General features: G+C 58.9%; 22 protein-coding genes. 16 read left to right on the top strand and 6 right to left on the bottom strand.

Annotation, left to right across the window (positions count from 1 at the left end; translation table 11 throughout):
* The first annotated feature begins 46 nt into the window (after nucleotides 1–46).
* The 7 genes from KF712_16025 (at nucleotide 47) to KF712_15995 (ending at nucleotide 5,130) form a co-directional block, all read left to right on the top strand.
* On the top strand, nucleotides 47–1,057 hold the full coding sequence (locus tag KF712_16025; GenBank protein MBX3742495.1) for a hypothetical protein: 1,011 nt from the start codon (nucleotides 47–49) through the stop codon (nucleotides 1,055–1,057).
* A 170-nt stretch (nucleotides 1,058–1,227) separates the two neighbouring features.
* Nucleotides 1,228–1,611, top strand: a complete 384-nt coding sequence (locus tag KF712_16020) for a DUF1257 domain-containing protein (protein MBX3742494.1) — start codon at nucleotides 1,228–1,230, stop codon at nucleotides 1,609–1,611.
* Nucleotides 1,608–1,820, top strand: coding sequence for a DUF2997 domain-containing protein (locus KF712_16015; GenBank protein ID MBX3742493.1), 213 nt, complete (start codon nucleotides 1,608–1,610; stop codon nucleotides 1,818–1,820). The genes KF712_16020 and KF712_16015 overlap by 4 nt, the downstream gene beginning before the upstream one ends.
* The gene (locus KF712_16010; GenBank protein MBX3742492.1) at nucleotides 1,817–2,047 is read left to right on the top strand and encodes a hypothetical protein; all 231 of its coding nucleotides are present in this window, start codon (nucleotides 1,817–1,819) and stop codon (nucleotides 2,045–2,047) included. The genes KF712_16015 and KF712_16010 overlap by 4 nt, the downstream gene beginning before the upstream one ends.
* 86 nt (nucleotides 2,048–2,133) lie before the next feature.
* Entirely contained in the window at nucleotides 2,134–3,654 is a 1,521-nt protein-coding gene (locus tag KF712_16005; protein MBX3742491.1) for an AAA family ATPase, read from the top strand.
* 128 nt (nucleotides 3,655–3,782) lie between these two features.
* Nucleotides 3,783–4,859 (top strand): WGR domain-containing protein, encoded by a 1,077-nt coding sequence (locus KF712_16000; GenBank protein ID MBX3742490.1) that lies wholly within the window; start codon nucleotides 3,783–3,785, stop codon nucleotides 4,857–4,859.
* Nucleotides 4,860–4,974: 115 nt separating this feature from the next.
* The gene (locus KF712_15995) at nucleotides 4,975–5,130 is read left to right on the top strand and encodes a hypothetical protein (protein MBX3742489.1); all 156 of its coding nucleotides are present in this window, start codon (nucleotides 4,975–4,977) and stop codon (nucleotides 5,128–5,130) included.
* 231 nt (nucleotides 5,131–5,361) lie between these two features.
* On the opposite strand, the gene KF712_15990 is transcribed toward KF712_15995, so the two are convergent.
* The gene (locus KF712_15990) at nucleotides 5,362–6,489 is read right to left on the bottom strand and encodes a prolyl oligopeptidase family serine peptidase (GenBank protein ID MBX3742488.1); all 1,128 of its coding nucleotides are present in this window, start codon (nucleotides 6,487–6,489) and stop codon (nucleotides 5,362–5,364) included.
* Between the two features lie 758 nt (nucleotides 6,490–7,247).
* Here KF712_15990 and KF712_15985 point away from each other — a divergent pair.
* The 4 genes from KF712_15985 (at nucleotide 7,248) to KF712_15970 (ending at nucleotide 11,871) form a co-directional block, all read left to right on the top strand.
* Nucleotides 7,248–8,432 (top strand): hypothetical protein, encoded by a 1,185-nt coding sequence (locus KF712_15985; GenBank protein ID MBX3742487.1) that lies wholly within the window; start codon nucleotides 7,248–7,250, stop codon nucleotides 8,430–8,432.
* Between the two features lie 129 nt (nucleotides 8,433–8,561).
* Nucleotides 8,562–8,669 carry a PEP-CTERM sorting domain-containing protein gene (locus KF712_15980; protein ID MBX3742486.1) on the top strand — a complete coding sequence of 36 codons (108 nt, stop codon included), beginning with the start codon at nucleotides 8,562–8,564 and terminating at the stop codon, nucleotides 8,667–8,669.
* A gap of 139 nt (nucleotides 8,670–8,808) precedes the next feature.
* Nucleotides 8,809–9,714, top strand: coding sequence for a metallophosphoesterase (locus KF712_15975; protein ID MBX3742485.1), 906 nt, complete (start codon nucleotides 8,809–8,811; stop codon nucleotides 9,712–9,714).
* A gap of 222 nt (nucleotides 9,715–9,936) precedes the next feature.
* Nucleotides 9,937–11,871 (top strand): hypothetical protein, encoded by a 1,935-nt coding sequence (locus KF712_15970; GenBank protein MBX3742484.1) that lies wholly within the window; start codon nucleotides 9,937–9,939, stop codon nucleotides 11,869–11,871.
* A 46-nt stretch (nucleotides 11,872–11,917) separates the two neighbouring features.
* Here the strand turns inward: KF712_15970 and KF712_15965 are convergent, their stop codons facing one another.
* The 3 genes from KF712_15965 to KF712_15955 form a co-directional block, all read right to left on the bottom strand.
* A complete protein-coding gene (locus tag KF712_15965) occupies nucleotides 11,918–13,363 on the bottom strand; it encodes a DUF1501 domain-containing protein (protein ID MBX3742483.1) in 1,446 nt (481 codons plus the stop codon).
* Nucleotides 13,360–15,975, bottom strand: coding sequence for a PSD1 domain-containing protein (locus tag KF712_15960; GenBank protein ID MBX3742482.1), 2,616 nt, complete (start codon nucleotides 15,973–15,975; stop codon nucleotides 13,360–13,362). Before KF712_15960 ends, KF712_15965 begins: the two co-directional genes overlap by 4 nt.
* A gap of 312 nt (nucleotides 15,976–16,287) precedes the next feature.
* Nucleotides 16,288–16,554 carry a transposase gene (locus tag KF712_15955; protein ID MBX3742481.1) on the bottom strand — a complete coding sequence of 89 codons (267 nt, stop codon included), beginning with the start codon at nucleotides 16,552–16,554 and terminating at the stop codon, nucleotides 16,288–16,290.
* Between the two features lie 711 nt (nucleotides 16,555–17,265).
* On the opposite strand from KF712_15955, the gene KF712_15950 reads away from it, so the two are divergent.
* From KF712_15950 to KF712_15930, 5 genes are all read left to right on the top strand, one after another.
* Nucleotides 17,266–20,130: a c-type cytochrome gene (locus KF712_15950; protein ID MBX3742480.1), complete on the top strand. Its 2,865-nt coding sequence runs from the start codon at nucleotides 17,266–17,268 to the stop codon at nucleotides 20,128–20,130.
* A gap of 28 nt (nucleotides 20,131–20,158) precedes the next feature.
* The gene (locus KF712_15945; protein MBX3742479.1) at nucleotides 20,159–21,733 is read left to right on the top strand and encodes a twin-arginine translocation signal domain-containing protein; all 1,575 of its coding nucleotides are present in this window, start codon (nucleotides 20,159–20,161) and stop codon (nucleotides 21,731–21,733) included.
* A 29-nt stretch (nucleotides 21,734–21,762) separates the two neighbouring features.
* Nucleotides 21,763–22,653 (top strand): DUF1080 domain-containing protein, encoded by an 891-nt coding sequence (locus tag KF712_15940; GenBank protein MBX3742478.1) that lies wholly within the window; start codon nucleotides 21,763–21,765, stop codon nucleotides 22,651–22,653.
* A complete protein-coding gene (locus KF712_15935; GenBank protein ID MBX3742477.1) occupies nucleotides 22,637–22,801 on the top strand; it encodes a hypothetical protein in 165 nt (54 codons plus the stop codon). Before KF712_15940 ends, KF712_15935 begins: the two co-directional genes overlap by 17 nt.
* Before the next feature lie 647 nt (nucleotides 22,802–23,448).
* The gene (locus KF712_15930) at nucleotides 23,449–23,820 is read left to right on the top strand and encodes an IS5 family transposase (protein ID MBX3742476.1); all 372 of its coding nucleotides are present in this window, start codon (nucleotides 23,449–23,451) and stop codon (nucleotides 23,818–23,820) included.
* A gap of 135 nt (nucleotides 23,821–23,955) precedes the next feature.
* Here KF712_15930 and KF712_15925 read toward each other — a convergent pair whose 3' ends face one another.
* Nucleotides 23,956–25,068, bottom strand: coding sequence for an IS66 family transposase (locus KF712_15925; GenBank protein ID MBX3742475.1), 1,113 nt, complete (start codon nucleotides 25,066–25,068; stop codon nucleotides 23,956–23,958).
* Nucleotides 24,984–25,508: a hypothetical protein gene (locus KF712_15920; protein ID MBX3742474.1), complete on the bottom strand. Its 525-nt coding sequence runs from the start codon at nucleotides 25,506–25,508 to the stop codon at nucleotides 24,984–24,986. Before KF712_15920 ends, KF712_15925 begins: the two co-directional genes overlap by 85 nt.
* Nucleotides 25,509–25,529 lie beyond the last annotated feature (21 nt).

The raw sequence follows: 25,529 nt of genomic DNA, 5'->3' as shown, positions 1-25,529 counted from the left end.
ACCGCGGCGGGCGTTTTCATTTCCAACCCAACCCCTGAACAGAACCATGAATCCACAGAACCAACCGCTCCTCGACGCCATCTGCCGCCGGGGAGTCCTCGTCTCCACCTCCGTCCGTTACTGGCGGGGGTGCAAGAAGCTCGCGCCCGAGGACCTCGGGCTCGATCCATCCACCGTGAGTGACCGACTGATCCAGCTCGGCCACAAGCGGCTCATTCCCCGCGAGGCGTTGTCACGCTTTGCCCTCATCGAATCACGGGCACATGCCTTGGTCGAGGCGGCGAGCTTCCCGTTCCTCGGAGGCATCGCCCGTTTCGTCCCCAATCCACGCCTCGCCGAGGTGGTGGAGAAACTGGCCAAGCTGCGGGAGGAGTTTCGTGACGAAACACTGGCTTTCGTCGCGGACTACACCCCGTTGCGGGATCGTGCCTTGGCCGAGTGGCGGGAGGCATCCATCCAGTTCCGTGGCTCGGAACGCTTGTTTCATACCATCGAGCAATCGTTCCCACCGGCAGGATCCATCGCCAACCGCTTTGTCTTCGAGACGAGGATGTTCCAGGTGGCCGCTCCCGACAGCATCCGCCTGGAGGTGGTGGAAGGTGTCGAACAGATGGAAGTAGCGGAGGATCGTCGGCGCATTGCCGACGAAGCATCCCGGAAGCTCCATGGCGACCTTGATGAATTCATCCGTGAAAGCGTCACGGCCCTGCGCCAGGAAACCGCCAAGCTCGCCTCCGAAGTCCTCGCCACCATCGAGGGATCGGAGAACGGCGTCCACCAACGGACCCTGAACCGGTTGTCCGGGTTCATCGACGACTTCCGCTCCCTCAACTTCGCGGGTGACCGTGAGCTTGAGTCTACCTTGGAGAAGTTCCGCCGCGATCTGCTTACGCGGAGCGCGGAGGACTACCGCAACAGCGGCGGAGCGATGCGCGACCTTACAGCCGGTCTCGACCGACTGCGTGAATCCGCCGTCCGGCTGGCCCGTGGCGACGCGGGCGATGTGCTCAACCGCTTCGGCCAGTTGGGTGTGCGTCGCTTCGCCGAGGCGGGATGACGCGCACCCGAATTCGACACCCCACCCCTAGCGGGCGGTCCGATTTGTCGGGCCGCCCGTTCCCATTTCCACACCCCGCACGTCATCACCATCACCCCGTCCGCCAACGCCCACCTATCAGCCTTAATTTCACCAATCCCACTACCCAACCTGAATCCAAACAAACCATCATGTCTCACTTCACCACCATCAAAACCGAAGTTCGCGATCTGGAGGCCCTCAACGACGCTTGCGTCGAGATGGACCTCAAGCTCATCCCGGACACCACCTGCCGCGGTTATGCCGGGGCGGTCCGCAAGGCGGATCATGTCATCCAACTCAAGGGTCCGTATGACATCGCAGTCGATCCCGTCGAAGGCGGTCGCTATGGCTTCTCCGCCGACTGGTGGGCAGGCCATGTCGAAACGGAAGTCGGAGCGGGCTTTGGCCGGCTCCTGCAATCCTATGGAGTCCACAAGACGCTGCGGGAGGCCCGCATGCGTGGCCTGCGCACCTCACGACAAGTGACGGAGGATGGTACCATCCTTCTCGCACTAGAAGGAGGTTCCCTGTGAGCCGCCGCATCCTGGTCAAGGTCTCGCCTACCGGCGGTATCACGGTCGAGGCGGAGGGCTTTCAGGGCAAGAGCTGCACCGACGCCACCAACGCGATCGAGGAGGCCCTTGGTTCCCGGACCGCCCGCACCCTGAAACCCGAGTTCGTCCGACAGGTAGCCAGCCATCCGCTCCGCCAGCAACTCGGCAACGGAGGCGAGGAACCATGAGTTCCTCCATCCTCCGATTCGATCCCACAGGCAAGGTCGCCTGCCTCTACACGGAGGCGATCGACCTGCGCTCGTTGGGAACCCTCGAGATCAAACGCCTCACCGACGTCCGCTTCCACGATGAAACCCAGCAATGGGAAGTCCTGATGGCGGATACGGGTGAAATCGTCCACCGAGATCCTTCCCGTGAGGCCTGCCTCCAATGGGAGCGTGAACACCTCGGCTGACCCACTACGGGCCGACGTCCCCATCAGCCCCAGTCTCCATTCGGAGAATGGGGCTTTCTCATTTCTACCAACGAAAGAAACCATCCATGCAACAACAGCTCATTCCCTACCTGCGAGCCGGATATGCCGGACTCGCTGTCATCACCGCTGAGGAAGCGCGGGCGGAGGCGGAAATCGCCGCCACCTGTGCCAAGCTCGGACGCAACCTTTCTGCCTGGTCTTCTTCGGAAGGTTTGGTGGACACCAACGAACGCCGGGCACAACCCTGTTCTGATCCTCTGGAGGCCCTCCAGTTGATTGGACCGAAGTTCGCCGGTGAAAGCCCGCGCCATGTCATCGTGATGCGGGATCTCCAGCTCCATCTGGAGCAGACCGATCCGATGCTGGTCCGCCGGTTGAAAGATCTACTTCGGCTCGCCAAGGCCAACGGTCACGCGCTGATACTGCTCGGCTGCCGCCTGCGGCTTCCCGCAGAACTGGACCACGAAATCACTCGCATCGACTTCGCGCTCCCGGGACCCTCCGAACTCGGCTCCGTCCTCAATGGAATCGTCGAGTCGGCTAAGCTTACCAGCCCGCAGGAAGACGAGCGCGAGGAGATCCTCCACGCGGCACTCGGCCTAACGACCATCGAAGCGGAGAACGTCTTCGCCTTGTCCGTTGTCGAAAGCGGCAAGCTTGATCCCGCCGTCATCTCCCGTGAAAAGGCCCGCACCCTCAAGCGGAACGGTCTGATCGAAGTCATCGAAACCAAACCCTCGCTCGATGCCATAGGGGGACTGGACAACCTGAAGCAGTGGCTCGAAACGCGGAAGCACGCGTTTAGCACCGAAGCGAAGGAGTTCGGTCTCCCGGCACCGAAAGGCCTGCTCATCGTTGGTATCCCCGGCACGGGCAAGAGCCTGACGGCGAAGGCAACCGCCACCGCGTTCGGCATCCCCTTGCTCCGCCTCGACATGGGCAAGGTGTTCGGCGGGATCATCGGCCAAAGTGAAGCGAACCTGCGTTCCGTCATCCAGACCGCCGAGGCTATCGCGCCATGCGTGCTGTGGATCGACGAGATCGAGAAAGGCTTCTCGGGCACGAAGAGCGGCGGCAGCACCGATGGCGGTACCTCCGCCCGGTTGTTCGGCACCTTTCTGTGCTGGATGCAGGAAAAGGAGAAGTCCGTGTTCGTCGTCGCCACGGCGAACGATGTTTCCAAGCTCCCGCCCGAGTTCGTCCGCAAGGGTCGCTTCGATGAGATGTTCTTCGTGGACATCCCGACTGCGGCCGAGCGCGGAATGATCTGGCAGGTCGTCGTGAAGAAGCATTGGCGCAAGCCGACGGACTTCGACTGCGTGGAGCTCGCACGGGTGACCGAGCAGTTCACAGGTGCCGAGATCGAGGCGGTGTTCATCGAGGCCATGTTCACGGCCTTCTCCGAGAACCGGACACCCAAGCTTCGCGATGTGGCGCGCGCAGCTGTTGATACCCGTCCGATCATCCACCAGATGGACACCGAGATCGTTCGTCTCCGCGACTGGGCGAGAGGACGGGCAAGGGAAGCCGGCGGCGATGATCCCGTTCCGAAGAAACGGTCCCGCCGCCGCTTCGAGGACAACTGAATTCCGGCAAGGCACTGCCCGAGGCAAGCCCGGCCGCCCGACGCTCCATCCAAGCGCGGTCGGGGCAACACAGGCCGTCACGTTCCTTCACTGGCAGCGTGGCGGCCTTTCCATTTTCCCACCAAACCATGAACCAACACACCAAATTGTACTATCAGGAAGGCTCATCCGACAAAGTCTATGAAGTCTTCATCGAACCGAAGGACGACGGATGCATCGTCCGCTTTGCCTATGGACGCCGGGGAACCACCCTGCAAACCGGGGTCAAAACATCGAAACCTGTTTCCTCCAAAGAGGCCGGGAAGATCTTCGACGGGCTGGTGAAGCAGAAGCTCGCCAAGGGCTACCGGGTTGGGGAATCCACCGGCGGCCAGGTTTCTGCCGGGTGTGAGGGGGAGGACAGCGGCATCCGCTGTCAGCTTCTCAATCCGGTCGATGAGTCCGAAGTTGAGGGCCTTCTCCGTGACTCACGCTGGTGCGCGCAGGAAAAGCTCGATGGACGCCGGATGCTGGTCCGCAAGACCGGCACCACCGTCACCGGGATCAACCGGCGGGGCCTGTTCATTCCTGTTCCTGCTTTCATCGCGGAAGCCGCGCTGGAGATCCCGTTCGATTTCCTGATCGACGGCGAGGCCATCGGGGACAGGCTCCACGCTTTCGATCTGCTGGAGTTCCGCAACGAGGATCTACGCCCTGTCCCGTATATCGACCGGCTGACCTACATGTTCCGTTGGATCGACACCAGCGGCGGCGTCGCCATGGTATCGACCGCCCTCCTCTCCGACAACAAGCGCACCCTGTACCACCAGTTGAAGAAGCGGAATGCGGAGGGGATCGTCTTCAAGGACATCCACGCGGCATACGTTGGCGGCCGTCCCGCCAGCGGCGGCAGCCAGCTCAAGGTGAAGTTCCACGCCACTGCGTCGTTCATCGTCGGAGCGGTGCATCCGAAGAAGCGGAGCGTGGGCCTCGGATTGATCGACAGGAAAGGTGACATTGTTTCCGCCGGGAACGTGACTATTCCTCAGAACCACGCTATCCCGGAAACGGGAACGGTGGTGGAAGTGAGGTTCCTGTATGCCTTCCGTGAAAGCGGCTCGGTCTATCAGCCGGTCTATCTCGGACGCAGGGACGACATTGGGTTGAGCGAATGCGTCACGGCGCAGCTCAAATACAAGCCCACCGCTGGGGAAGCAGCAGCGTGAAGGGAAATTCCGGAGGGTTCTCTGAATGCCCTTCGGCATGCACGCCATACCGCTCTCGCTCGCAGCAAATCTTGATCGGGACAGGCCCGATCCAAACCAAACGAAACAACGAACCATGAAGAAGACAGCCATTGTCATTACACTTGTAATCCTCGTTGCCGTCGGCATCGCCGCGGCCTTCTCCGTCAAATGCTCGTTCTGCAACGGCACCGGATGGAGAGGACAGGTCCGCTGCACCTATTGCGGCGGCGACGGGGACATCGGGAAGTGATGATCCTACGCCCTGCCGGTCACCTTCATGGTGACCGGCGGGGTAAGGGGTGTGAATGGCATTCTTTTTGCTCAGGATCACGCGTCTTCGTTCATTCATCCTTTTGGTTGTGCTGTGGTGACGCAGGTAAGGCATGAAATTTCATGAATGCGTCGTGGTGGTTGGAAATGTAGGTTGGTGGAATTTCCCTTGTCGTGCATTTCTTCGCGGACATTGATCGCACGTCCACTTTCACTTTGGCTGAACGGGAGATTGGAGGAAGTGCTCGAAGAACGCGATGAGGACCCGGTTGGATTCGGCATCAGGGGAGTGGGCGGGACGGTTGGACATGAAGACACGGTCTTGGTGACCAAGGAGGTGATTGATCCGCTTGGAATGTTCCAGGACATGCCATCTTTCGGGTGGATCCTCGCTACCTCCGGAGACAAGAAATGGGCGAGGGGGCATCAGGACATGAAGCTCGTGGAGATCCCGGCCTGATTTGCGCAGTTCCGGATAGAGACCGAAAGAGGGATTTGCTGGCGTCACGAGACCGCGTTTGCGCCAGGGGCGGGGATGCCAGCCAAGATACCAAGGCTCCCAATAGTTGATGCTGGGACGGTTATCGTCGAAGACAATGCCACAGTCGGACCAGGCGGCACAGGCGAATTTATCAAATAGACAGGAGGCGAACATGGCCCATTTTCCTCCGTAGGAATGCCCGGTAATCCCGATGCGGCTGGCATCGACCTCTGGTTGCGCAGCAAGCACGTACCATGCGTTCGCTGCGGCGTACGCTAGCAATGAGAGCGGTTGGATTGCGGCGGAATCAATGTCGGGGTGATAAAGAGAATACGTCTTGTCGGCGGTGGTTTCGCGCGTCCCGATGGAGAGACAGACAAAACCTTTGTTGGCGAGTTGCAGGGCAAAATCGCGATGGGGTTTGCCGTTGATTCCGACGGCGGTATCAGGTTCGTAAAATACGGTAAGGACGGCGGGAGCGTTCTTGGCGCCATGGGGCACAAGCAGCCAAGCTTCGGTTTCGAGCAATGGAGTCCAGCGGAACCGAATCCGGTCACGGCGAAAGGAAGGAAGCGACTTGCTCTCCAGAATTGCGATCTTCGGCTTGGTGATCAGAGGAGGCCATTTGCCCATGAGTTGGTGCCAATCGGAGCGTATTTCTTCGCGCCGTTGTTGCCAATCGGCGGCGGTGGTGACTTCGCGACCATCATCGAAACGAAAAGGAGTGCGCCATGGTGATGGATCAGGGACGAAGGAGGCTGGCGCGCTGGCGTAGGGTTGCAGAATTTCCCAGGGAGTTCGATCGCATCTGGCATCGGTCAAGAGACAGTGAAAAATGATCAAGAGTCGGATATGCATCTGTTCCGGATTGGTTGGTGAGGTCGACGGCGGTTACTACTCAAACCACAACATTAGAAAATCATTGTTGTCCATGGGGAGGGTGACTTCGATTGTATCGCTTTGCCTGTAAGGCAGCTTCCCATGGACGGCTGATTCAACGGTTCTCACTTTTCGGTCTGCGATGATTCTCAGATCGAGTTTCGGGATCGACTCAAGCGAGTAGTTGGCGAGGTGCCACGATGCCGCGTTCCGTCAGCATGAAGACGGCATCGACCAAAGGGTGCGAACACAAAACAGGACGTGAAATGGTCAATGCGGGTTTTAAGATGAGTTCGCGGAGGTCATTCGTCACGCAAGATGCGCAGGGCCTGCTTGGTGTCGTTCGCATGAGCGAGACTGAGGAGGCTGAACAAGCAGCAGAAATAGAGGAGGGGATGTTGGGCATTTCAGCAAAACGGACCGGTGTTGCTGTCCTTTTCCCTTGGTGTCGGACACGCGGAGTAGGGAGCGATTGGTAACTTGGATGTTTGGACGTCTGAAGCTCAGAAACGGAATTGGCTCCTCAGATTTTCCGAAAGGTGGTCGAAATGATGGGAAAGTAGGCAGATGTGCTGGATAAACGTAAGGCTGATTCGCATTTTAAGATGGTCGGATAAGCCAACGATGATGCTTTCACCTTGTCGGTACCGGGAAACACCTCGAGGCATCGTCGATACTGGCAAAGTCGGGTGCCATGTTTCGATTGCCCGGATCTCTCTATCATGATTCAAACCCGCATGAACAAAATGCAGTTACAGCGCTCATTCCGAAGGGTGATCGTCTGTGCGTCCTGTTTGGCTTTTTCATTGATTTCCACTCTTGCGAAAGGGCAATTCGCTCTCCCTGATCCACTCAGGCAAGCGAACGGAACGCTCATCGAGAATAAGGACCAATGGGAAAAAGTCCTGCGCACCGAAACGCTCCAGCTTTTCCGGGACAACATTTACGGGGTCATGCCAATAGGAAAACCCGCCAATTTTCGATCAACAGTGATTCGGGAAATTCCAGATGCACTTGAAGGCCGCGCCACCTGCAAATTTATCGAGATTACATTCAATACTTCCAGGGGCGAGCGTAAGATTCATCCGGTAGTCGTTCTGCCGAATGACCGCTCCAAGCCGGTCCCGTGTTTTCTCCTCATCAATAACCGGGATCCCAAACTTCTGGATCCGGCAAATCCCAATGAATTCTTTCCCGTTCGGGAGATCATCGGCCGAGGCTATGCGGCGGTCGGCTTCCACTATGAGGATTTGGATCCCGACAGGCCGGATGGGTACACCGAAGGTATCCGGGCTGCCTATGACGGCGATCCTCCGGCGCCTAATGCATGGGGGAGTATCGCCGCCTGGGCGTGGGGAGCGTCACGCGTGCTCGATGGGTTGGAATCCGAAAGTCGGATCGATGTCACGAAGATAGCCATTGTTGGTCATTCCCGTGGCGGTAAAACCGCGCTGTGGGCCGGTGCCGAAGATCCGCGATTCTCCATCGTCATCTCCAATAACCCTGGCATCACGGGAGCCGCGCTCGCCCGCGACGGAGTGGGCGAGCGCATCGCACGAATCAACCGAAAGTTTCCATACTGGCTATGTGCGAAATACAAAACATTCAACCATCGCGAGAATGATCTGCCAGTTGATCAGCATCAGTTGATCGCATTGATGGCCCCTCGTGCGGTCTATGTCGCAAGCGCGATTGAGGACCTTCCTGCGGATCCGCGTTCCGAGTTCCGCGCTTGCGTGGAAGCTGCGCCCGTATTCAGGCTATATGGATTTGAATCGGTCACCCGGACAGAATTTCCCGAACTGGGGAAACCCGATCATGGAGGTCGCGTTGGTTACCACGTCAGGCCGGGAGTTCATGACCTGACCTTGATCGATTGGATTCATTTCCTGGATTTTGCGAAGCTGCGGTGGAAACAATGATCCTCTCGCGTATAGGACGACATCACTTTGGTATTTTGAGGAAGACGCGACGTACTCACTTCAGAGCAGCGCGGTCGCATCACCTTCGTCGATCCTACCGGGCGTGCTCCGGGGATCTATGACGCGGTCATGCTCGGAAATGGGGAAGTCGTTCCCGGAACCCTCATCCCCGAAGCGACGTCGATCCTACTCACGGCGCTTGCTGCGGGAGGGTTGGTAATCCGTCGTCGCCGCTGATCATACGGCGGCCTGCCGAATTTTTAGCTGAGGGCAGAGTCCCCCTGATGCGGTGAGGTGAACAGAAACCCGAAAGTTAAGGCGGCTGGGGGACGTTCAAGAAATCCATCCGGATTTTTGAATCGAACCCATCAACACCATGCCTGTCACGTCACCCATCAGCCGCCGCTCCTTTTTGACCAAGTCAGTAGTGATCGCTGGCTTTGGGTTCAGTTACCAGACTTGGGCGGGTGCGCAGGCAGCCGGTGACAGCGACAGGGTGATCCTCCTTTCCGATACCCACATCGCGGCGGATCCGGAACGTGTGCTGCGGGGTGTCAAAATGGCGGATAACCTGAACCGGGTGGTCGCTGAGGTCAAAGCGAGCATGGGTGAACGAAAGGCCAAGGCGCTTTGTATCACCGGTGATATCGCCGTCAACGATGGGCAGGAAGGAGACTACCGGGAGATGAAGCGCCTTCTCCAGCCATTGGACGAGACCGGGGTTCCCCGCCATCTCTTGATGGGGAATCACGACCACCGGGAGCATTGCACTAACATCCTCGGCAAGTATCAACCGCAGGGGCTGGAACTGGCCCCTCATGTGGCGAGCAAGATCTCCCTGGTGAACGTCAACTTGTTCCTCCTGGACACACTAACCAGGACGAACCACACGCCGGGTGAACTGGGAGCGGCCCAGATGGCGTGGCTGGAAAAGGAGCTGGTGGCGGACGCCGCGAAGCCTGCCGTGCTGCTTTTCCATCATAATGTCCGCTTCGACGATCCGAAGAACGCGCTCACCGATTCCGAAGCCCTGTTCGCCGTGATGAAAAAGTACCCTCAGTTGAAAGCGGCGTTCTTCGGCCACAGCCATCGCTGGGAGATCGTGGAGAAGGATGGCAAGCAACTGGTGAACCTGCCTCCCACTGCCTACGTCTTCAAAGAGGGCCTGCCGAACGGTTGGGTGGATGCGGAGTTCCACACGGACCGGGTCGAGCTCACGCTGCACAGCCTCGACAAGGGACATCCGCTCTCAGGGTCACGGCAGATCCTGAAATGGTCCTGAGGGAATTGCTGCCGCAGACCTCTTTTTTTCCTGCATTTCCTCGCCTTCATCATTCGCGCGACCATGAACTCTGTATCGAATTCCACCCACCCGTCATCTCTGCGGCGCAGGGATCTGCTGCAGCAAATCGGCCTGATCGGTCTGGGAGCTGCCTTGGCCCCCGCCCGTCTAATGGCACAGGCCCCCGCCTCCCAGTTGGCACCGTTCAACCGTTTTCCAGCGATGATGCAGGATTGGCTGATGGATCAGGTGGTCCGTCAGGAACCTGAGGTCAACGACTGGAAATCCCGGGAAGATGCCGAACGGTATGTGCAGGATGTCAGACGTCGTTTGCGGGAGTCATTCGGGCCATTTCCGGAGACGACGCCACTCAATGCCAAAATAACCCGTGTTCTGGAGCGTGACGGTTACCGGGTCGAGAACCTGGTGTTCGAAAGCCGCCCTGGATATCTGGTCAGCGGGAATCTTTATATCCCGTCCAACCTCTCCGCAGGGGATCGACGGCCCGGCATCGTCGGGTTGTGTGGACATTCATCGAATGGAAAGGCGAGGGACTTCTACCAAAGCTATGCACAGGCACTCGCGAGGCTGGGTTATATCTGCCTGATCATCGACCCCATCGGCCAGGGAGAGCGCATGCAGTGGCCGACTGGCTGGGCGGAGACCAAAATGCAGGGGACCACAGGGGAACATATCCAGTTGGGGAATCCGCTGTGCCTTACCGGGGAGTTTCTTGGAACCTGGTTCGCCTGGGATGGAAGCAGGGCACTGGACTATCTGCTCACCCGTCCGGAAGTGGATCCTCTCCACCTGGGAGTGACCGGCCTATCCGGAGGTGGAACCCAGACCGCCTGGATGATGGCACTGGACGACCGCTGGACGATGGCGGCGCCCGCCTGCTTCATCACGACTCTCCGCCACAACGCGGAGAACGAGCTGCCGGCGGATACCGAACAGTGTCCTCCGGGCTTTCTCAAGCTCAGGCTCGACCACAGCGACTGCATCGCGGCCATGGCACCGAAGCCGGTGATCCTGTTGGCCCAGGAGAAGGACTTTTTCGATGTGAGGGGAACTGTCGCCGCCTACGAACGTCTGAAGAAACTCTACGCAGCCCTGGGCAAGCCGGAGAACCTCCAGCTCTATATCGGTCCGGATCCCCATACGATGAGCCAGCCACTCCGCGAGGCGATGTACCGGTTTTTCCACAAGGCCTCGGGACGACAGGCGATCGAGAGGGAGCCTGCCCTGACACTTGAAAAAGACGAGGATCTATGGACTGCACCTGAAGGTGATGTGCGCAATCTCGGATCCTCCCCGCTTCTGAAGATCAACGCTGGCATCCATGCGGAATTGAAGCGCAAGCGCCCGGCGTTTGCTTCGCCGAGGGAGCTGGTCACCCGGTTGAACTCCCTACTCGCTCTCACTCCGGAGAATCATAACCAAATTCCTTCCTACCGGATCTTGAGGAGTCGCGGAAACCGCCAGTATCCGGCGAAGGGAAATACCTGCTACATGATCCGGACGGAGGAGGGGATCGAGATCCCGTGTATCCGTCTCACGGAGGAGGCCGGGTTCATTTCACGACCGGCTCCCGGGATACCGAAGGCGGTTCTTTACGTATCACATCGCTCCGCGGACGCGGAGCTACGGAGTCAAGATTGGTTGAAGAAGATGGCGGGAGAAGCGGGCGATGCGGTTTTCTATGCATGCGATCTTCGGGGGATCGGAGATACCCAGCCGGATACCTGTGGCGCCAACCAGTTCGAGCGACCTTACGGCAGTCATTACTTTTATGCGGCCCATTCGCTCATGCTTGGCCGGCCGCTGATCGGTCAGCGCACTGGTGATCTCCTATCGGTCATCCGCTGGCTCATCGCACAGGGACATCAGGAAATCCATCTTGTGGGATCTGGCTGGGGTGCACTGCCAGTGGCATTCGCTGCCCTTAACCAGGATGCGGTCAAGCACGTCACCCTCAAGCACGCCCTTACGTCCTACGAAACCTTGGTGGATGATCCGGACTACCGTTGGCCGGACGCCATGATGGTTCCGGGCATACTCCGTTGGATGGACCTCCCCGACGTTTATGCCGCACTGAAGCCCAAGCTCCTGCTCAATGCGGATCCATGGGGCAGCAAGGACGGGATGAACCCGTGAGGAAGGTAGCCTGGCGCTGTCTGGAGTCACCGGCCCGGCCTGGCGATCACGCGAAGAGTTCCTTCACCACCTTGGCTCCACGGTTATCCGTGAGGGAGGCGGCGACACCGTTCCGCTTGTAGGAAAGCTGGGAGTGGTCGATGCCGAAGGTGTGGAGCAACGTGGCGTGCCAATCGTGGTGTTTGACTTCATCCACCACCGCATTGTGACCGAATTCATCTGTCTGGCCATGGACGTAGCCACCTTTGAATCCGCCTCCTGCGACCCACATGCTGAACCCATGGGTATTGTGGTCCCGTCCCCACTTTTCGCGGCCTGCATCATTCTGGAGAACCGGTAGGCGGCCCATCTCGCCGCCCCAGTGGACCACGGTGCTGTCGAGCAGACCGCGTTGCTTCAGGTCGATGAGGAGTGCGGCGCTCGGCTTGTCCGTCGCGGCGCAGTTCTTCGGTAGCCCTCCGATGATGGCACCGTGGTGATCCCACGACTGCCCCTCGTTGAGCACCTGGACGTAACGGACCCCGCGTTCGACCAGGCGACGGGCGATCAGGCAGCGGGTGCCGTAGTCGCGGGTGACCGGGTCATCGATCCCGTATAGTTTTTTGATGTGCTCAGGCTCGTTGGAAATATCGAGGGCCTCCTTGGCCGACGTTTGCATTTTGGCCGCCAGTTCGTAGCTCGCGATGCGGGCCTGGAGGTCAAGTTCGCCCGGGTGCTGGGCGAGGTGCTGTTCGTTGAATGATTTGAGGAGATCGAGCTGGCGCATCTGGGCCTGGCCGGCCAGCGACGGGGGTGGATCAAGATTGAGGATCCTAGGTTCCTTCGGGCGGATGACGGTTCCCTGGAACAGGGCGGGGAGCCAGCCGTTGGTGTAGTGATCCCCGTGGAAGGTCGGGAGGCCATTCGGGTGTGACAACACCACATAGGCCGGCAGGTCCTGGGTTTCGCAACCGAGGCCATAGGTGAGCCATGAGCCGAGAGCGGGGCGTCCGGCGGTGATTCCGCCGGCATTCATCGCATAGAGTGCCTGGGCATGATTGTTCACCCCGGATGTCATGGAGCGGATGAGGGTGATGTCATCGACGACCTTGCTCAGGTGCGGGAGCAGCTCGCTGATCTCCATTCCGCATTGGCCGTGCTTCTGGAACTTCCATGGAGAGCCGAAGCATTTGGAAGATGCTTCCGCGAGGTTGTCGTACTTGATCTCGCCGGGGAACTTCTGACCATCGTATTTGGTCAGGGTCGGTTTGGGATCGAAGAGATCCATCTGGGAAGGTCCTCCCATCATGAACAAAGAGATCATGGCCTTCGCCCGAGGCTCGAAATGACCCTTCTTTGGCAATAAATCATAGGCCTCCTCCCCAGGGAGTGTGGGCTTCACTGGAGCTGCGAGAAGTCCTGCGTCCTTCAATAGCGATGCGAGCGCCAGAGATCCCAGGTTGAAGCTGCCGGACTGAAGGAAATGGCGGCGGGTGAGGTGGAATCGATTCATTCGATGTAGAGGAAGCGGTTTGAGCTATAGAGGATCTGGCAGAGACTGGCCATGGCTTCCAAAGAAGCGTTGGACTGAGGGGCGTCCTTTTTCGGCGGGTTCTTCTGATGATACTCCGCGAGGGCCACGGACTGGTCCTTGAGATAGACTTCGCACTTCTGCAGTTCTTCTTCTGTCGGCTTGCCGAGGAAAAGGAGCTCCCAGGCCTGTTCCAGTTGCCCGCGGATGTTGCCGGGGGCTTTCGCCTCCAACCTTTCCGCAAGTCGTCGTGAGTTCTCTAGGATGAACACGTCGTTCATCATCAGGAGGGACTGCGGAGCGACGGTGCTCTGGCTGCGAACTTCACAGTTCGGTACCATGGAAGGAGCGTCGAATGTCTCCAGGACCGTGACAGGTTTGCTGCGTCGGACCTGCACATAGATGGACCGCCGGAAGTCGTCCTCGCCACCACTCTCCACCTTGAAGTTGTTGATGTCGCCTTTGTCGATCCCCAGCACGATCCGGCCGGCTGGATCACGGCCGATGTTGCTCGGTGGGCCGAAGGAATTCACGTTCAGCTTGCCCGTTGTCGCGAGAACGCTGTCCCGGAGGGTCTCCGCATCGAGCCGTTTGACCTGGAAGCGGGCATAGTAGCGGTTGTCCCGGTCTTTCTCCATGGACACCGGATTCACCGATGACTGGCGATAGGCCGAGCTAAGCAAAATCACCCGGTGCAGGGGCTTGAGCTTCCACCCGTTTTTGACGAAGGAATCCGCCAGCCAATCCAACAGCGCGGGATGGGAAGGTAGGTCGCCCTGGCGTCCGAAATCTCCGGGTGTATTGACGATGCCACGTCCAAGGTGGTGCATCCAGAATCGGTTCACCAAGGCGCGGGCCACGAGCGGATGCCGGCCATTGGTGAGCCATTGTGCGTAGGTCAACCTGCGGCCGCTTGATCCGGACTCGATCACCGCGGGCTTGAATGGTTCGATCTCCGGGCTGGAAAGGACCCCAATTTCTCCAGGTGACAGTTCCTGTTTCGGCTGATCGTGATCCCCTCGGTTGAAAAGCTTGGAAACCGGCACCCGGCCCTTCACCTCCGTCATGGCCATCAGGAAATTTTCCTTGGGCTTCGTGCCTCTCAGCTTCGTCGCTTCCGCCTTTTTGGCATCCACCAGGTTCTGCTTCTTCTTATCGTAAAGATCGAGGGAATAGGTCGCCAGCGCCGAAGGATATTTTTTGATGAGCGCCTTCTGGGCGTCATTCCGCTTGTCCGCCGGAGTGGCACGTGCCTCACGGAAGGGGGCGCGTTCTTCCTCGGGCAACTTGAGGATTTCCACCTCGAAGATCTCATCCAGGAACTTTTTGCTCATTGCGGCGGCCTCGTCATCGATGGCCTTTGCCTGCTTCTCGATCTCCGCTGCCTTTGCGGATTCCTCAGGTGTGTAGAGAGAGTATTGTCGCTGTGCGGGTGTCCGCCACTGTTCCCAGTCATAGGCGGGATCGAAGATCGCGCGCAGCCTGAAATAGTCCTCATGGGTGATGGGGTCATACCGGTGGTCGTGGCACTGCGCGCAAGCGACCGTCAAACCGAGCAGGGAAGAAGTTGTGATCTTGATCTGTTCAGCGATCACCTGGTTACGGGCCAGTTTCGGATCATCAATCTTGTCTCCCGTTCCATCAGGTGCCATCCGCAAAAATCCTGTGCCGGTCAGTTGGTCGCGCTTCTTGGGATCAAGCACGGCCTGCTGGAAGCTGGCGTGGGTGGCTCCGGCCATCTCATCCCCGGCCAGTTGTTCCTGGATGAACTCGTTCCACGGTTTGTCGTCATTGAACGCACGGATCACATAGTCGCGGTAGTGCCAGGCATGGGGGCGGACCGAATCCGCCTCTGCATAGCCGTTGGAGTCCGCATAGCCCACGACATCCAGCCAATGGCGGGCCCAGCGCTCGCCGTAGGATTTGCTGGCCAGCAAGCGGTCCACGAGCTGTTCGTAGGCGTCGGGGCGTGAATCAGCGACAAATGCGGCGACATCCTCTGGTGTCGGAGGGACTCCGGTAAGATCGAGCGTCAGCCGCCGGATCAGGGTCGGTCGGTCCGCTTCCGGAGCGTAATCCATTCCGTGTGACCGCATTTCGGCGATGAGAAACGCATCGATCGGGGTGCGGACACGGTCGCTGGCGACCTGCGGAACCGCAGGAGGACGTACCGGCTGGAATGACCACCAGGCGCGGTCTTCTTCGGAAATGACTGACCCCGGAGGAAGGCTTTCAGGTTCAGGTCGTGCGGTGGTCGCGCCTTGCTTGATCCATTTTTCGATCACTGCCAGCTCTTCGTCAGGCAGCTTTTTTGCCTTTTTGGGCATTTCGCCGCTACGGATGATGCTGACGAGCCCGCTGTGTTCCGGGTGACCCGGAACGAGTAACTGGCCTCCGGCCTCCATGGTCACCTCTTCCATGAACCGTCGCAACCGCAGATCCACATCACCATCCGGATCTTCCTCTTCGCCGTGACAATGGATACAATGTGCCTTGAGAATTGGGCGTACGTCCTTCTCGAAGGTGAGTAAGGGTTCCTCCGCTACAACAGAGAGAGGCAGTAGCGTGAAAATGAAGCCGATGGGGCGCAGCATAAACTTCTTAAGTTACGTCGGTTGAAATCGTACCTTTCACCGTGGATTATCGGGCTATCCTGTTGCCTCATTGAATCAAAACGCCGAAGCGGTTGGTCAGACGGGATCTCCGTTGCCTCCCATCCTAGCCGAGCGAAGGAAAAGCGCGCGAAGTCTCAGCCACCATGCCTTCCTGTGCCGCTTTGACCGGATCGCTAACTCCGCGCCGGTAAAGCGCCGACCGGGCGAACCCGAACAACCGGCAGGCTCTCGCCACACCGCAACGCCCCGCACCGACAACCGCATCAATGACCATTTTCTTCTTCACGGGGCTCACCACTTTTTTGAGTTCACTTCCTTGAGGATCTGGTTGTCCAACGACAGGTCGGCCACCAGCCGCTTGAGCCGTGAGTTCTCCTCTTCCAAGGCCTTGAGCCGGGTGGCCTCGCTGACGTCCATTCCGCCGTATTTCTTCTTCCAGCGGAAGTAGGTCTGCTCGCTGATGTTGTGCGGACGGCAAGCATCGGACACCTTCAGGCCGCTGTTCTCGATTTCTCCAAGGATGCGGATGATTTGCTCCGCGCTGTGTCTCTTTTTCATGTTTTTGTTTTGCAGGCTACCCTGCAAAACTCTCATCGGAAAGCGTCCTCAAATCGGGGGCTGGATCAGTTCACCGGGGGTGATGATATCGCAGTAATCACGTTGATTCGGAGCAAGATGGTGGGCGTCCGTGGCCAGATAGCTCGGATGAGGGGGCTTTCTCTTTGGGATAACGACGGTCATTGCACATTTTGATCCGTGGAGCTGGATGACCATGAATCGGGTCATCAGTCTCATGGAGCCTGCCTGATGGTACACCACTCTGCCGTGATCACGGAATATCTGAACGTCCGGTTTTGGGACAGTGTATCCATTTCAGCGCGAACCGTTCCCCGGTGAGCGGACACACACATCGATTCGAAAGCAGATCGGCAGGAAGTCACCCCGGCTTATCTGCCGATTCGCGTTTCAGGAAAGGCGCCATTCTCCGAATATGAAGCCTTCGGAAATTATCCGTCTTTAGTTCTCGTTGAGATGAAAAACCGGTCTATTTTGACCGATTTAAATATGACGTGAGAACGCGGGTGCCCGTAGTGGTCAAACTGGTGATCATGAATTTGATTCTACCGCCCTCAGAACGCCATCTTCCGGAATATTTTGAAACACCTGCCACACTCCCACCGCTGTTCATTCTCGGATACTCCGGAGAGAGGCGGTGCCGCCTTTGTGAGATTCCGAAGCAGCAGGGGAGGGAAGAAACTGGCGGAAGTGATGTTCGCGAACCTGCTCCTAGTGGTGTCGCTGGGCACCTTGTCCGCCCAACAGGCAGTCATTCCCGAAGATGCGTCCCGTCCGGTGGTAGTAACCAGGAATGACAAGGTCTGGAAATTGCCAGGAAGGGCGGAACTGCCCGAGGGCTTCGAGCTTCAGGTTGCTGCGGGGCCACCATTGGTAAGGCATCCCATCATGGGATGCATCGACGGCCGGGGGCGGTTGTTTGTCGGGGATGCTGTGGGCGTAAACTGGAACAGGGATCAGCTTGAGGGAAATCCGCCGAACCGCATTCTGACCCTTGAGGACCTGGATGGAGATGGCGTCTACGACAAGAGCACAGTATTCGCGGATAAGATGGTGTTCCCCCAAGGGGCACTGTGGCTGAACGGCTCCCTCTATGTCTGCAGTGCGCCGGGTCTATGGAAGCTGACCGACAAGGATGGTGATGGAGTCGCAGATGAGCGGGTCCTCCTGGTGGGGGGATTCAATCACACGGGAAATGCGGCGGATGTTCATGGACCCTGGCTTCATCCCAATGGGCGGCTGTATTGGTGCCATGGCCGGAAAGGTCACAAGGTAGTGGATCGTGATGGCACCCTCGTAAATGAAGGACTGGCCAGCGGGATCTGGTCCTGCCTGCCGGACGGCTCTGACGTTTCCTGGCATTCGCTGGGTGCGGGAGACAATCCGGTGAGGGTGGATTTCACCCCGAATGGTGACGTCATCGGTGTGATCAACCTGTATGGCATCAACCCACGCCGCGATACCATCATGCATTGGCTGTATGGCGGGGTCTACGCGCGACCGGATCAAGCGAAAGCCATCGAAGGTTTGCCGCGGACACTTGAGAATCTCCCGATCATCCATGACTTCGGGCACGTGGCGGTTAGCGGTAGTACCTTCTGGCGCCGTTCCGGTTGGTCCGCACGAGACAAGCGGGCGCTCCAGTATATGGTCACGCATTTCAATACCGGGCGTGTCATGAGAATGGAGCTGACCCCGGATGGATCTTCCTGGAAGGCGGAGGAGAATGAGTTTCTCAAAATTGATCATCCGGATGTTCATCCGACGGATGTGCTGGAGGATGCGGACGGTTCGCTGGTGGTGCTGGACACCGGCGGTTGGTTCAGGATCGGCTGCCCATCTTCACTGATGGCTAAAACCGACGTGCTTGGGGGCATCTATCGGGTCCGTCGTAGTGGGAAAAAGCAGGAGACCCGGCTGGATCCGGCATTTTTGCAGCCCTACTCGAGCGTGGCATCGGGGAGTGTGGATGAGTTCGTTCGTGCTCTGGGTTCGGAGTCAGGATTCGAACGCCGTGCGGCGTGCGAAAGCCTGGCCAAAAGGGGGGCTGTCACGCCTGAGATCAAGGGCGCGTTGGTAAGGCTGATGGCTGGAACGCTCGATCCCGCGCTGGAACATGCGGTTCTCCACGCTGGGATCTCCACCAAGATGGTGACTGAAGAGGATGTCTCCGGTGCTAAGGATGATTTGTTGATGCGCCGCCTGTGGCACGTGCTTCACCAGACCCAACCGGGATCGGACCTTCATCTGAAGCTGGCAACGAAGCATCTTGATTCTCCCAACGCTGAACTGGCCGGGCTAGCCGCAAGGATTGCAGTCCAAGCCGAGGATGGACCGGATCGTGTGCTGCCTCTCCTGCGAGGTTGGTTGGGAAACGGAAAATCCGTCGGTGTCACAAGGCTCTCCACCCTGCAACAGTTGCTGTCGTCATGGTTGGGGAACGAGACTGCCCAGCAGGTGATAGCGGATATGCTGGAACATCAGTCCCGTGAAGTTCGGGAAACGTCCCTGCGCATTCTTTCCCAGAGCCGGCTTGCTGCTCTGCCGGAAGAGTGGGTACCGTTGCTCAATCAGCGCTTGGACCAGGCGGCAGCCGGAGATCTTCCCCTGTTGTTGGATGCCATCAAGCGATTGCCGGGCAATCGCTTTGATGAAGCCGTGCGACGTGTTTCATCCGACGATCGCCATCCTGAATCGCTCAGGCTGCGAGCATTGTCCTCCATCAAGGGACTCAAGTTGGACGATGCCACGTTCAGCGTTCTCGCAGACGTTGTGGGAAATGTCGCCTCCACACCCGCAGCGCGCCTGCAGGCGGGGCAGATGGTGGTAGCCGGACAGCCCGGAGAGGAACGGTACCCCGCCATCGCTGGATGGCTCCGGACGGCAGATCCCATGTTGCTCAAGGAACTGATCCCACTGCTGGCGCGCACGAAGAATGACGACGGCGCCCGGCTCCTCGCGTCCGCGATGGCGGAAAATCCGTTGATCGCCAGCCAGCAGGAGAGCGTTTATCGGAATGCTCTCACGGGCAAGGAACCGGCAATCTTTGAGACGATCCTCCGGCCTGCTTTGTCGCGGAGCAATGCCGCGGTGGAGGCAAAGCGACGGCGTTTGGGGGAGTTTGCCGACAAAGCCGCGGCCGAGGGGAATACCGAAGCAGGCCGGCGGATCTTCCAGAGTGGCAAAGGATCCTGCATTGTCTGCCACAAGATCGCGGATGAGGGTCGGAACGTAGGTCCCGATCTCAGCACCATCGGCTCCATCCGCACGGAGCGCGATTTGCTAGAAAGCATTATCTTTCCAAACAACACCTTGGCCCGGGATTTCGAGACGCGCATCTTCGAAACGGCTGATGGACGGAGCATCATGGGCCTCGTCAAAAGCCATACTGCGGAAGGGCTGTTGGTGGCTGATATGGGGGGGAACGAATTCTCCCTGCGGCATGACCAGATCGTCAGTGATACGACCATGACCGACAGCCTCATGCCGACAGGTCTGGATCAAACCCTGACCGAACGGGAGTTGATCGACCTGGTTGCCTGGTTGAAGAGCCTTTGAATCCTGTTGCCAATCTGACACACGACCTATGAAAGAACCGAACAATCCCGCCTCGTCCGAAATTCCGGGCGCTCCATTACAGGATCTGAGCCGAAGGAAATTCATCAAAGGTTCGGCTGCCGCCGCACTGGCCGCCGGGAGCGTGGCTCCTCAGGCTTCAGGTGCCGCCACGGGAGGAAGCGCTTCCCGCAGCAACCGCATTGTCGAGGAAAATGCCAGGGAGGGCACCCGAGATTGGCAGCTCACACGGGTTAAGCTGGATTCCACCCGTGGATTCCGCTCCCCGGTGATCGAAGGATATTGCTCCCGCCAATCGGTGAAGGCGGGCGAGAAGCTGGATATTTTCGTCAGTACGGAAGCGAAGCAATTCACGCTCGAGATATTCCGGACCGGCTACTACGGCGGTAAAGGGGCGCGCCTGATGGCGACCGTGGGTCCCCTGGATGGGGCAGAGCAACCGAAGCCTAAGATGGGTCCGAAAAACCTCCATGAATGCCAATGGAAACCATCCCATTCCCTGAGCATCCCCGAAGATTGGATCAGTGGTGTCTATTTGGGAAGGCTGACTACGGTTCCGGAAAGGTTGAGCCAGGACTATTGGCAGAGTTACGTGGTTTTCATCGTCAAGGATGACCGCCCCGCAGACATCCTGTTCCAGTGCAGTGACAATACGTGGCAGGCCTACAACCGCTGGCCGGACAACTACTCGCTCTACACCCATCCCTCCGGAGTTCAGGGACCTCATGCGGACGTGAGTTTTGACCGCCCTTACGCCAAGTATGCACAGATTTACGAGAACCCCCAATCCTTGGGCTCGGGAGAGTGGCTTTGTTTCGAGTTCCCCATGGCCTACTGGCTGGAGCAGGAGGGATACGACGTCACCTATTGCTCCAACTGTGACCTGCTCACGCCCGACCGCGCTCTCAAAGCAAAGGCATTACTGAGTGTCGGGCACGATGAGTATTGGGACATCCGCGCCTACGAGAGTGTCATTGCCCTACGGGATGCGGGGGTGAACATCCTGTTCTTTTCTGGGAATTCAGTTTGCTGGGTTACTCCCATGCGGGCGGGCTTCGATGGTCGGGAGAACCGCATCATTTTCCGTGGCGGACCCTACGGCGGCGATTACCGGTGGGCGGAGAACCGAAGGGCGAACTATGGCCCCTATCCCGAACGCGGTCCCGATGAAGGATACCTGATGGGCAGCCGCAACAGCCAGCCTGTCAACGGAGGCGGGGACTGGATTTGCGAAAAGCCGGAGCACTGGATCTTCAAGGACACGGGGATGAAGAAAGGTGATCGCATCCCCGGTCTGGTCGGTTGGGAATTTCACGGCGATCCACCATCTGACATCAAGGGGTTGGAGGTCGTTGCCGCAGGGACCGCGCTGCAGGGCGGGGTGAACCCTGCGGAATGGACCGCGACGATTTACCCCGGACCGAAAGGAAATTTCGTTTTCAATGCATCCACCATTTTCTGGTGCCAGGGGTTGAGTTCGCCCCCCGGCCATATGTTGCCTTGGTCGCATTGGTCCCGGCCTCATGGCCCGGATGAACGGGTCCAGAAAATCACCGCCAACTTGCTGAACCGCGCCCTCGCATGAGGTTCCGCGCATTCCCAACCTGCTTTCTCATGAACCACTCACAGTATCTCTCCTCCAGCCTGACCTTCGGTGGGATTCTCCGAATGGCGCTCTTCTCAGCTCCAGTGACGTTGCTCCAGTCGGCATCCGCGAAACTGGGTGATCCAGAGCCGATCACACCGCGGGAAAAGGTGAATCTTCTGGAGGTACTCTCCGGCAAGGACCGCGTCTCCCAGCTCCATCCCAAGAAGTCGGTGGATGCTGATCCGGACAAGGTTTGGAGATTCGCGGAAGGTGGAACTTTGAAAATCAACGGCCAGGGACTCGGGTTCCTGAGAACCACGCAGCAGTACCAGGACTACCATTTGGTCATCGAGTACCGATGGGGGGAGGGAACCCATGGCCCGCGTGTGGATCGCGCCCGCGATGGTGGGTTGTTGCTCCATGCCTTTGGTCCGGACACGGCGCTTTCAGGAACCTGGCCGAGCTGCACCGAAGTCCAGATGATTGAAGGGGGGACAGGGAATATCCTGCTCCTTGCTCCGAAGGATGAAACCGGGGTTCAGTCGGCCACAAAAGCCACCCTCACGATCACCCCGGATCGGATTGGTACCCCGCTGTGGAACCCAGCCGGGGAGTCCAGGGCATTACCTTTCGAGGGACGAGTCGTGACCCGGATCGGCTGGAAAGACCGTGATCCCGGTTGGACGGACAAAAAGGGGTACCGTGGAGCGAAGGATTTGGAAAAACCCACCGGCGACTGGAACCGGATGGATGTCATCTGCATGGGTGACACCATCCGTGTGCTGCTCAATGGTGAACTGGTCAACGAGGCGACCAAGGTCCATCCCCGATCCGGATACATCGCCATCAAGTCGGAGTATGCGGATTATGAAGTGCGCCGCTGGGAGTTACTTCCTCTGAGTGCCAAGGGGGAGTGACGGTGGTGCATCCCGTTATATTGCTGGCTTCTACCGCAAGCTCGATGCGACCTTGGAAAAGATCGGCTTCACCCAAGGCGTCCGCGATCTGTGCCGCCCCGCCTATGCCGATGCCTCCAAGGACGGACCTCTGATCTGTTGCTGCTGATGCGGAAACTGACCGGGTACGGCACGCCGAAGTAGTGGCTGGCGGGTGCGGGAGAGGTTTTCTGGCAGGTCATTTCGCGGATCACCATGAAATGGACGGTCATCAGACCGATTCGCATACCGGAATTCTGGAACTCCGGGAATCACCTGCCGATGGCAGCCTGATCAAGTGGAGGGATAAAAGCACCGGTTCTTCAACAGGCTGTTAGTGAAGGATCAAAGCTGGTTGATATCCCGACGTATGAGTTGCCCGTCCGTTTCGCGGAGTTCCAGCGTGATGAGGGACGACTACGCGTGCTTTATGGCGTTGGAGATGGATTCCGCGGCGAACTCCACAGATGGTGGATGGTCATAGAAAATCTTTGCCTCCTCACCGCAATCTTTCTGGAAATTTCTTCATCAGAGGAAGGTTGCTCTATCCATTTTTGCCATGGTCTACTGGGGCCTTTGATACAGTTGCTATGGGATGTCTCTCACAGCACTCACCGGATGGGGCGCACTCCGACAATCCGTTTTGAAGATCCCGCCACCAACTGATTCGTATCCGGGATCAGTGCTTTCCATTTCTTCTCGTGGATGGATTCCAGCCCCTAGGCTGAATCGACATTCAGACTTGTACGATTTCTGGAAGTTTGATTCAAACCCGCCATGGCGAAGCGCTATGAACTGAGTGAAACACAGTGGGTGCAGATCCGGGATTTGTTGCCCGGAAAGTTGAGCGATCCGGGAAGGACGGCGTCGGACAACCGTAACTTCGTCAACGGAGTGCTTTGGGTCCTGCGGAGCGGTGCCCGTTGGAGCGATCTGCCCGAACGGTACGGCCAATGGAAGACCGTCCACAAACGCTTCACCCGCTGGGCCAAGGCGGAGATTTGGGAGAAAGTCTTCGCATCGCTCGTCAAAGACCGGGACAATGCCTATCTGATGCTCGATTCCACCATTGTGAAGGCCCACCAGCAGGCCGTCACAGGAAAAGGGGGGGCTCCAACCAGGCTGTGGGGCGTTCCCGCGGAGGACTGACCACCAAGATCCATCTGGTGGCCGATAGTGAGGGACGTCCGTTGAGATTCCTTCTCACCCCGGGTCAGGCGGCTGACATCACCAGTGCTCCCGATCTCCTCACAGTAAACGCTCCGCGCAGCACCCGTTGAAGGTTCAGGCCACTTTGTTCACGATAGCCGGTTCGCCGGCTGGCTTCCAGTTCCGGGGAAGAACAAGATCGATCTCCGAACACTTCATCGCGGGCAGGCGTTCGAGCACATCCCGCAGGTAGGCATAGGGTTCGTGGCCGTGGCGTTTCGCGCTTTCGAGCAACGTGTAGAGGATCGCGCTGGTCTGCCCGGTGCCTTCGCCTCCGACGAAGAGCCAGTTCTTCTTGCCCACCGCTGTCGGACGGATGGCGTTCTCCGTGAGATTGGTGTCGATCTCGACCTCCCCATGGGTGAGGAAGGTCAGAAGCTTCGGCCACAGTGTCAGGGCATAGTCGATAGCTCGGCCCAGCGGGCTTTTCGGCAACACGGATGCATCCGAACGGAGGCGGAGGAGATCCTCCCGCAGGCGTTCGATGATGGGCTGGCTTTCCTGTTGCCGGAGGTGGGTGCGCTGTTCCGGTCCGGCACGGCTCTGGCGCAGATCCTTCTCGATGAGGTAAAGCCGGGCGATAGCCCTGAGCGGTCCCGCTGCAAGGTGCTGGCCGGTTTGCAGGGCTTCGTGGAATTTCCTTCTCACGTGCGCCCAGCAGGCGGCTTGGGTGATGCCGGGATGCTTCCCGGCGTGGACATTGTAGGCTTGATAGCCATCGCTCTGGAGGATGCCTCGGAAGCCGCCGAGCAGATCACCCAGGCAAGCGCTGCCACGGCTGGCATGCCATTGGTAGAGGACATCGCCACCGCCGGGGCGGTGCAGGGTCCAGAGGTAGCCCTGGCCTGTTTTGCCAGTGCCGGGGGCGAGGTATTTGACGGGAGTCTCGTCGGCCTGGAGGTAGCTCCCGGCGAGCAGGTCCCGATGGATGTGCTGGTAGAGCGGCTGGAGCCAGAAGGCAGCGAGTTCCGCCCAACTACAGAGAGTGTTGCGGCCGATGGGCACACCGTGGCGGCTGGCGAGGATCTTCTCCTGCCGGTAAAACGGCAGATGGTCGCAGTACTTGGAGACGAGGGTGTGGGCGATGAGCGCGGGAGTGGCGGTCAGCCCGTCCTGCAGGCGTGGCGGAAGCTTGGCGGTGACGGGAGCCGCATCACGGTCCGCCACCCGGACGAAAACGGGCCGCACCAGCCGGTGGATGAAGATCTTCCCGGCTGGTAGTCGAGCCGGTCGCTGTGTTCCTCGCCGATCCTGCGCCAGGCATCCGGGCAGGCATCCGGGCAGGCATCCGGGCAGGCTTTGACGGGCTCGGGCAGAAGCACCTCTTCGACGATGGGGAGATGCTCCGGCAGCCGCTGCCGCTTCGGTTTGCGGGCAGGCGGCTCAAAGCTTGCGGCGATTGATGCGGCCTCCTCCGGTGCGCCCGCGTCCAGGGAGACCGGAGATTTTCCCGGCGGCGCGCCGTCTCCGCCGCTCAGCAGGAGTTCGAGCTGAGCGGGGTCGAGCGTCTCGCTGCTCTTGCCGAAGAGTTTCCGCAGCACCAGGTCGAGTTTGCGGCGCAGCAGTTCGTTCTCGCGCTCAAGATGGGCGATGCGTTCCAGCAGCTGTTGTTCGCGTTCGGGCGTCATCCTGATGACCATCAGCTACGA

It is taken from the genome of Akkermansiaceae bacterium, from assembly GCA_019634595.1.
GTDB lineage: Bacteria > Verrucomicrobiota > Verrucomicrobiia > Verrucomicrobiales > Akkermansiaceae > Luteolibacter.
Note: the sequence above shows the minus strand (reverse complement) of the source record. Positions and strands in the feature narration are given on the sequence as shown.

Bases quoted from the DNA above. Each gene is read 5' to 3' on its own strand.
- KF712_16025 (MBX3742495.1), top strand. From the start codon at position 47: ATGAATCCACAGAACCAACCGCTCCTCGACGCCATCTGCCGCCGGGGA.
- KF712_16020 (MBX3742494.1), top strand. From the start codon at position 1,228: ATGTCTCACTTCACCACCATCAAAACCGAAGTTCGCGATCTGGAGGCC.
- KF712_16010 (MBX3742492.1), top strand. From the start codon at position 1,817: ATGAGTTCCTCCATCCTCCGATTCGATCCCACAGGCAAGGTCGCCTGC.
- KF712_16005 (MBX3742491.1), top strand. From the start codon at position 2,134: ATGCAACAACAGCTCATTCCCTACCTGCGAGCCGGATATGCCGGACTC.
- KF712_16000 (MBX3742490.1), top strand. From the start codon at position 3,783: ATGAACCAACACACCAAATTGTACTATCAGGAAGGCTCATCCGACAAA.
- KF712_15995 (MBX3742489.1), top strand. From the start codon at position 4,975: ATGAAGAAGACAGCCATTGTCATTACACTTGTAATCCTCGTTGCCGTC.
- KF712_15990 (MBX3742488.1), bottom strand. From the start codon at position 6,489: ATGCATATCCGACTCTTGATCATTTTTCACTGTCTCTTGACCGATGCC.
- KF712_15985 (MBX3742487.1), top strand. From the start codon at position 7,248: ATGAACAAAATGCAGTTACAGCGCTCATTCCGAAGGGTGATCGTCTGT.
- KF712_15980 (MBX3742486.1), top strand. From the start codon at position 8,562: ATGCTCGGAAATGGGGAAGTCGTTCCCGGAACCCTCATCCCCGAAGCG.
- KF712_15975 (MBX3742485.1), top strand. From the start codon at position 8,809: ATGCCTGTCACGTCACCCATCAGCCGCCGCTCCTTTTTGACCAAGTCA.
- KF712_15970 (MBX3742484.1), top strand. From the start codon at position 9,937: ATGATGCAGGATTGGCTGATGGATCAGGTGGTCCGTCAGGAACCTGAG.
- KF712_15965 (MBX3742483.1), bottom strand. From the start codon at position 13,363: ATGAATCGATTCCACCTCACCCGCCGCCATTTCCTTCAGTCCGGCAGC.
- KF712_15960 (MBX3742482.1), bottom strand. From the start codon at position 15,975: ATGCTGCGCCCCATCGGCTTCATTTTCACGCTACTGCCTCTCTCTGTT.
- KF712_15955 (MBX3742481.1), bottom strand. From the start codon at position 16,554: ATGAAAAAGAGACACAGCGCGGAGCAAATCATCCGCATCCTTGGAGAA.
- KF712_15950 (MBX3742480.1), top strand. From the start codon at position 17,266: ATGTTCGCGAACCTGCTCCTAGTGGTGTCGCTGGGCACCTTGTCCGCC.
- KF712_15945 (MBX3742479.1), top strand. From the start codon at position 20,159: ATGAAAGAACCGAACAATCCCGCCTCGTCCGAAATTCCGGGCGCTCCA.
- KF712_15940 (MBX3742478.1), top strand. From the start codon at position 21,763: ATGAACCACTCACAGTATCTCTCCTCCAGCCTGACCTTCGGTGGGATT.
- KF712_15930 (MBX3742476.1), top strand. From the start codon at position 23,449: ATGGCGAAGCGCTATGAACTGAGTGAAACACAGTGGGTGCAGATCCGG.
- KF712_15920 (MBX3742474.1), bottom strand. From the start codon at position 25,508: ATGACGCCCGAACGCGAACAACAGCTGCTGGAACGCATCGCCCATCTT.